Origin of the sequence: Streptomonospora sp. PA3 (assembly GCF_009728995.1) — a bacterium.
Lineage (GTDB): Bacteria > Actinomycetota > Actinomycetes > Streptosporangiales > Streptosporangiaceae > Streptomonospora.
The window spans coordinates 1-6,558 of sequence record NZ_VTZW01000005.1 but is presented as its reverse complement, the minus strand read 5'-3'; the positions used below and the strand labels follow the sequence as shown (position 1 = coordinate 6,558).

Genomic DNA, 6,558 nt, shown 5'->3' with positions numbered 1-6,558 from the left:
GAGCAGGTGCGAAAGCAGGGACTAGTGATCCGGCGCCGGCGTGTGGAAGCGGCGTCGCTCAACGGCTAAAAGGTACCCCGGGGATAACAGGCTGATCTTCCCCAAGAGTCCGTATCGACGGGATGGTTTGGCACCTCGATGTCGGCTCGTCGCATCCTGGGGCTGGAGTTGGTCCCAAGGGTTGGGCTGTTCGCCCATTAAAGCGGCACGCGAGCTGGGTTTAGAACGTCGTGAGACAGTTCGGTCCCTATCCGCTGCGCGCGTTGGAGACTTGTGGAGGGCTGTCCCTAGTACGAGAGGACCGGGACGGACGAACCGCTGGTGTGCCAGTTGTTCCGCCAGGGGCATGGCTGGTTGGCTACGTTCGGGAGAGATAACCGCTGAAAGCATCTAAGTGGGAAGCTTGCTTCGAGATGAGGTCTCCTGCCCTGTGGTGGGGGTAAGGCTGCCAGGTGATGACTGGGTTGATAGGCCGGGTGTGGAAGCCTTGTGAGGGGTGGAGCTGACCGGTACTAATAGGCCGAGGGCTTGTCCGCCACGGATGCTGGGTGTTCGCGCACACGTGATGATCGGGGTGCCCTGGTGGGGTGGGGGTGTTGTTGCTCCTGCTTGGGGGTGCTCGGGTCGTGTCCACAGGTTTTTCCGCCTGCGGTGCTGCCTGGTGTGGTGGTGTTGTGGGCGGGGTTGAGTGTTGCGGTGGTGATAGCGGGAGGGTGACACCCGGTCCCATTCCGAACCCGGTCGTTAAGTCTCTTTGCGCCGATGGTACTGCCTCCATGGTGGGGGTGGGAGAGTAGGTTGCCGCCGCAATTTTCTTTGTGGGGGTGGGTCCGTTTCGGCGGGCCCACCCCCTCTTTTATGCCCGATTTCCATACGCTCTGTGCTTAGGTCGCAACATTCCGTGTTTGGAGCTCATCGAGCGGGAGCCGACGACGACTCCCGCCTTCGGTGAACCCCCGCCGATCCCTACCGCCGGATGGCCGCTCCGCGCTCCAAGCCCAGCAGGCTCTCCTTGCGCGAGATCCCGCCCCCGTAGCCGACCAACGCGCCGTTGGCGCCGATCACCCGGTGGCACGGCACCACGATCGAGATCGGGTTGCGGTTGTTCGCCATTCCCACTGCGCGAGAAGCGCCCGGCCGGCCGATGTCGGCGGCGATCTCGCCGTAGGTGGCCGTGCGCCCGTACGGGATGGTCGTCAGCGCCTGCCAGACGGTGCGCTGGAAAGCCGTGCCGCGAGGAGCCAGCGCGACGCTGAACTCCCGCAGTTCGCCCGCGAAGTAGGCGGCGAGCTGCTCAGCGGCTTCGCGCAGCGCCCCCGGGTCCCGGCGCCATTCGGTCGCCACCTGCTGTGCGAACCGCTCGTGCGGGTCCATGTAGAGCCCGGTGAGCGCCTCCCCGTCGCCGATGAGCAGCAGCTCCCCGAGCGGAGACGGCACCAGGTCATACAGCGGCGTTCCGCTGCGGGGCTCGGCGAACTCCACCGGAGCGCGCAGTCCTTCCGGCTCGGCCAGTTCCAGGGGCAGTGCGTCCTGCATCGTGTTCGCTTCTGCTGTCATCGTTCCCGTCCTCATGGTTGCGTTGCTCCGCCGTCGCCTGTCCGGCACTCGGCGGGGACGTCGCGGACGCCCACAGATGGTGCGTGGCGTAGGAGCGCCAGGGCCGCCACGCCTGTGCCGTCCGCTCGGCGGAGCGCGGGTCGCCCGCGTGGCCCAGGCGCTCCAGGGCGCGGCGCACGCCCAGGTCGGTGCTGAGGAAGACGTCGGGATCCCCCAGCGCCCGGATGCGGATGTAGTCCGACGTCCACGGGCCGATCCCCGGCAGCTCGCGCAGCCGGGCGGTGGCCTCGTCGCGGTCGGCGCCCGGGCCGAGGTCGATCTTGCCCGCGGCGAGTGCGTCGCTCAGTGCGATCAGCGCTCCGGCGCGCCCGGCCGGCATCGGCAGGTCCTCCGGCGCGAGCCCGGCGAGGACGTCGGGGCGCGGGAACGTGTGCGTCAGTCCCCCGGCGGGAAACGCGAGCGGGGTGCCGAAGCGCTCGACCAGCCGTCCGGCGACGGTGCGGGCCGCACTGATGGAGATCTGCTGGCCCACGACGGCGCGCGTCGCCGACTCGGCCGGGTCGGCGTGGCCCGGCACGCGAAGCCCGGGGCGTTGGGCCACGAGCGCGGCCAGCGGGCTGCCGTCGGCGCCGAGCACCTCGGCGACGGCGTGCGGGTCGGTGTCCAGGTCGAGCAGCCTGCGGCAGCGCTGGACCGCTGTGCCCAGGTCTTTCAGCAGGTCCAAGCAGAGCCGGCACCATACGTGGTCGTCGGCCTCGCCGCGCGAGATGTGCACGGTCCCGCTGCCGTGCGGCAGGTTGAGCACCCGCCGGTAGACGCCGCCGGCGACCTCCTCGACGCCCGGCACCGCGCGTGCGGCGAGGAAGTCGAAGAGGTGGTCGATGTCGATCGGCGGGCGCAGCGGCAGCCGCAGCGTCACCGTCCCGGTTTCGGCCGGTCCCGGCTGCGGCCCGTCGGTGTCGCTCGCCGATGCGGGGCCGGCGTGCGCGTCGCCGGGGCGGCGCACGCGGCCGGCGCGGATGCGGCGCAGTTGGGAGGGGGTGCGGCCGAACACCTCCCGCACCGTGTCGTTGAACTGGCGGATGCTGGAGAATCCGGCGGCGAAGGCGATGTCGCCCATCGGCAGGCCGGTGGTCTCGATCAGCACCCGCGCCGTCTGCGCCCGCTGCGCGCGCGCCAGAGCCAGCGGGCCGGCGCCCAACTCGGTCACCAGCAGCCGATTGAGCTGGCGTTCGCTGTAGCCGACACGGGCCGCCAGGCCCGCCACACCCTCCCGGTCCACGGCACCGTCGGAGATCAGCCGCATGGAGCGGCCCACGATGTCCGCGCGCACGTTCCACTCCGGAGAGCCGGGAGAGGCGTCGGGGCGGCATCGTTTGCAGGCCCGGAATCCGGCGCGCTGGGCCGCCGCCGCGGACGGGAAGAACCGCGTGTTCTCCCGTTTCGGCGTGAGGGCGGGGCAGCTCGGCCGGCAGTAGATGCCGGTACTGGTCACCCCGACGTAGAAGACGCCGTCGAACCGGGCGTCCTGACTGCGCACCGCCAGGTAGCGCTGATCGTCGTCCATCACGCCACCCATCATCGTCGGCCCGTCCGGGCCACGCTAGCGGGTTTCGGACAGGGAGATCGGCGGCCGGACGGTGAGCCGAGTCTCCGCCGCGCAAGCCTCGGCGGAGAACGGGGTGCCGTACCGCGGCCCGTGCTCGGCGGCGCGGCGCCGAGACCGCGGCTATACCGCGAATCTCTTCTCGAACGGAGCGCGGACCGCCGGGTCGCGGTCCATCACGGCGAAGACGACCCGATCGAACACGTCGGCGAACTCTCCGCGCAGGTGCGCGGCGAACGCCTCGGCGACCTGCTCCGGTGCGTTGCCGAAGACGCCGCAGCCCCATGCGCCCAGCACGAGTCGGCGTTCCTCCCGCTCGGCCGCGACCGCGAGGACGGCGCGGGCGCGGGCGGCGAGCGCTCCGGCGACGCGCGGGGCGTCCTCGGGCTGGTTGCGCTCGATCATCCGGCGGTTGGGGGCGGCCGCGGTGAGGAAGGACACGACCGCGGGTTCCGGCAGCCAGGAGCCGTCGTCGCGGCGGAAGACGGGGGTGTGCGGCGAGTAGACGACGCGGTCGCTGTAGAGCAGGGTGCGCTGCTCGCGGTGGAACGCGTAGAACTCCGGGCAGCGCACGAGCGAGTCGTAGAGCGCGCTCGCGCGGGCCAGGCTCTCCTCCTGAGCGCGGGCCCCGTTGGCGACGCCGCCGCCGGGGTTGCGCGCCGAGGCGAAGTTCAGGGCCGCGACCGGCCCCTCGGCGGCCAACCGCTGGGCGGCCTGCAGCGTGCTCTCCCCGGTCACCTCGAAGCGGGTCGCGGCGCGCCCGGACGCGGGCGCCGGGTGGGCGGGAGTTCGGTGCACGGGCATGCGGTCGAGTTCGGCGGGGAGGTAGAGCCGCGTGCCGGCGCGCATGGCGTCGAGGTGGCGGGCGAGGTCGACGCGGACGCCGCCGTAGGTGTACCAGCCGCGCTCGAAGGCGGCGCGCGTCTCCTGCCAGATGCTGCGCATGCGTTGCGACATTCGTCCCGTCCGTCCCTCCGCGGCTTCGGCACGCCCGGCGTGTGCTCGCCCACGCGGGGGGGCGTCCGCGGCTCGCAGGCTTGCGTACGGCGGTGAGACGCTGCAGAGCGGCCTTTGGCTCCCTCCAGCGGGTTTCCGCCGAGAGGCGACGGCCTCGCCGGGGCCCTTCCCTCAGGCGGACTCACCGCCTTCGCCGCCGTCCCTGCCGCCGTGTCTGGCCAGGTAGTCGATGAAGACCGGGCGCAGCTGCTCCTGGACGCGCGGGTCCTCCTCGGCGCCCAAGGCGTCGTAGAACAGGCCCGAAGCCTGGGCGACGCCGGCCTCGCCGGCCTCCAGGTTGCCGGCGGCGGCCTCGGCCGCGGGGAGCAGTTCCAGCAGCCGCCAGAAGAAGCGGACGTCCCAGCGGTGCCGCGCCAGGGAAACGGCGCGGTCGCGCAGTTCGGAGGTCTCCAGTCGCTCCAGCGAGGTGGTGTCTTCGCTCATGTCGCCAGTCATGCCGGAGGGCTACCCGGCCCTCGCGCGTTCAACAGGGGTGACGTAGGTTACTGTTCGTTAACAGGCCCACCGGTGGCGGGCGGACGGCGCTTGGGGCGCCGGTGGCCGCACGGACGGCGCAATCGCACAGGAGGGACGCACATGAGCGGGTCATCGGCGGTGCGGGTCGTCGTCGCCAAACCCGGACTGGACGGCCACGACCGCGGGGTCAAGGTCGTCGTCCGGGCGCTGCGCGACGCCGGTGTCGAGGTCATCTACACGGGCCTGCGCCAGACGCCGGAGATGGTGGTCAGCGCAGCGCTGGAGGAGGACGCCGACGCGATCGGGCTGTCGGTGCTCTCCGGCGCCCACATGACGATCTTCAACCGGGTCATGGAGCTGCTGGCCGAGAACGACGCCCGCGACATCACCGTGTTCGGCGGCGGGATCATCCCCGAGGCCGACATTCCGGAGCTGGAGGCGATGGGCGTGGCCAAGGTCTTCACGCCGGGCACCCCCACCGCGGAGATCAGCGAGTGGGTCCGCGACAACGTCCGGCCGATCCACGCCGGCACCGGCGGCTGAGACGCGGATCGCAGGGACCGCCCTGCTCGGCGGGCCGTGGCCGACCGCGCGGTGCCGGCCCGGCACCGCAGGCGTGTCGGAACATCGGCGTGTACGGGCGTGTTATCACGGTGTGAATCCTCACACCGGTTCTCATCGGGCAACCGGCGGTGAACGGGGCATTCCGCGTTTTCCGGTCGCGGTTTGACTGGTCACCGGCGCCCCGGTGTCCTCCGGAGAGTACTGGGAGGGCTAAGCTTCCGCATGTTGCGGATGGCGTTTCGAGCCCATTTTCAACGCGGTGCAGCCCCCGACGGTTCCCGCGCATTTTCGGACCCGGCCTCCGCACACCACTGCAGCCAGCGAGTAACAAGGACGGACCCTCGTGGACCTGTTCGAATACCAGGCGAAGCAACTCTTCGCGGAATACGGGGTCCCGGTACCCCAGGGAAAGGTGGCGAGCACGGCCGCAGAGGCTCGTGCGATCGCCGAGGAGTTCGCGGCGGCGGGCACGTCCCGCGTCGTCGTCAAGGCGCAGGTCAAGACGGGCGGGCGCGGTAAGGCCGGCGGCGTGAAGGTCGCCGACGACGCCGCCGACGCCGAGGCCAAGGCCGAGCAGATCCTCGGGATGGACATCAAGGGGCACACCGTGCACCGGGTCCTGATCGAGGAGGCCAGCGACATCGCCGAGGAGTACTACTTCTCCTTCCTGCTGGACCGGGCCAACCGCACCTTTCTGTCGATCTGCTCGGCCGAGGGCGGCGTCGAGATCGAGGAGGTCGCCGCGACCAACCCCGACGCCGTCGCCCAGGTGCCGATCGACGCCCTCAAGGGGGTGACGCCGGAGGTCGCCGCCGACATCGTCGGCCGGGGCAAGCTGCCCGAGGCCGCCGCCCAGGGCGCGGCCGAGGTCATCACCAAGCTCTGGGACGTGTTCGTCGGCCGCGACGCCACCTTGGTCGAGGTCAACCCCATGATCCTCACCGGCGACGGCCGCGTCGTGGCCCTCGACGGCAAGGTCACCCTGGACGAGAACGCCGACTTCCGCCAGGACCTGGAGAGCCTCGCCTTCGCAGCCGAAGGCGATCCCCTCGAGGTCAAGGCCAAGGAGAAGGGGTTGAACTACGTCAAGCTGGACGGGCAGGTCGGCATCATCGGCAACGGTGCCGGGCTGGTCATGTCCACCCTGGACGTGGTCTCCTACGCCGGCGAGGCCCACGGCGGGGTGGGCCCGGCCAACTTCCTGGACATCGGCGGGGGCGCCTCGGCCGAGGTGATGGCCAACGGGCTGGAGATCATCCTGGGCGACGCCGACGTCAAGAGCGTGTTCGTCAACGTCTTCGGCGGGATCACCGCCTGCGACGCGGTGGCCGACGGCATCGTGCAGGCGCTTCAGATGC

At 71.0% G+C, this 6,558-nt stretch carries 6 protein-coding genes and 2 rRNA genes; 4 read left to right on the top strand and 4 right to left on the bottom strand.

All coding sequences use genetic code 11. The features are described 5' to 3' along the window. Positions 1-536 (top strand): 23S ribosomal RNA (locus FZ103_RS03805); the annotation flags it as partial. A gap of 156 nt (positions 537-692) precedes the next feature. Next, a 5S ribosomal RNA gene (gene rrf, locus FZ103_RS03800) occupies positions 693-810 on the top strand. Between the two features lie 156 nt (positions 811-966). Here rrf and FZ103_RS03795 read toward each other — a convergent pair. The 4 genes from FZ103_RS03795 to FZ103_RS03780 form a co-directional block, all read right to left on the bottom strand. Beyond that, complete coding sequence (locus FZ103_RS03795; protein ID WP_155998914.1) at positions 967-1,536, bottom strand: methylated-DNA--[protein]-cysteine S-methyltransferase; 570 nt, start codon at positions 1,534-1,536, stop codon at positions 967-969. Beyond that, positions 1,442-3,124 (bottom strand): DNA-3-methyladenine glycosylase 2 family protein, encoded by a 1,683-nt coding sequence (locus FZ103_RS03790; RefSeq protein ID WP_155998913.1) that lies wholly within the window; start codon positions 3,122-3,124, stop codon positions 1,442-1,444. The genes FZ103_RS03795 and FZ103_RS03790 overlap by 95 nt, the downstream gene beginning before the upstream one ends. A gap of 162 nt (positions 3,125-3,286) precedes the next feature. Further along, positions 3,287-4,120, bottom strand: coding sequence for a TIGR02452 family protein (locus FZ103_RS03785; RefSeq protein ID WP_155998912.1), 834 nt, complete (start codon positions 4,118-4,120; stop codon positions 3,287-3,289). Positions 4,121-4,291: 171 nt separating this feature from the next. Then, entirely contained in the window at positions 4,292-4,603 is a 312-nt protein-coding gene (locus FZ103_RS03780) for a hypothetical protein (protein WP_155998911.1), read from the bottom strand. Positions 4,604-4,756: 153 nt separating this feature from the next. Here FZ103_RS03780 and FZ103_RS03775 point away from each other — a divergent pair, with 153 nt between their 5' ends. Further along, positions 4,757-5,179, top strand: coding sequence for a cobalamin B12-binding domain-containing protein (locus FZ103_RS03775; protein ID WP_155998910.1), 423 nt, complete (start codon positions 4,757-4,759; stop codon positions 5,177-5,179). A gap of 364 nt (positions 5,180-5,543) precedes the next feature. Beyond that, positions 5,544-6,558 (top strand): ADP-forming succinate--CoA ligase subunit beta (gene sucC / locus FZ103_RS03770; protein WP_186355772.1); only part of this gene is annotated, 1,015 nt, incomplete at its 3' end.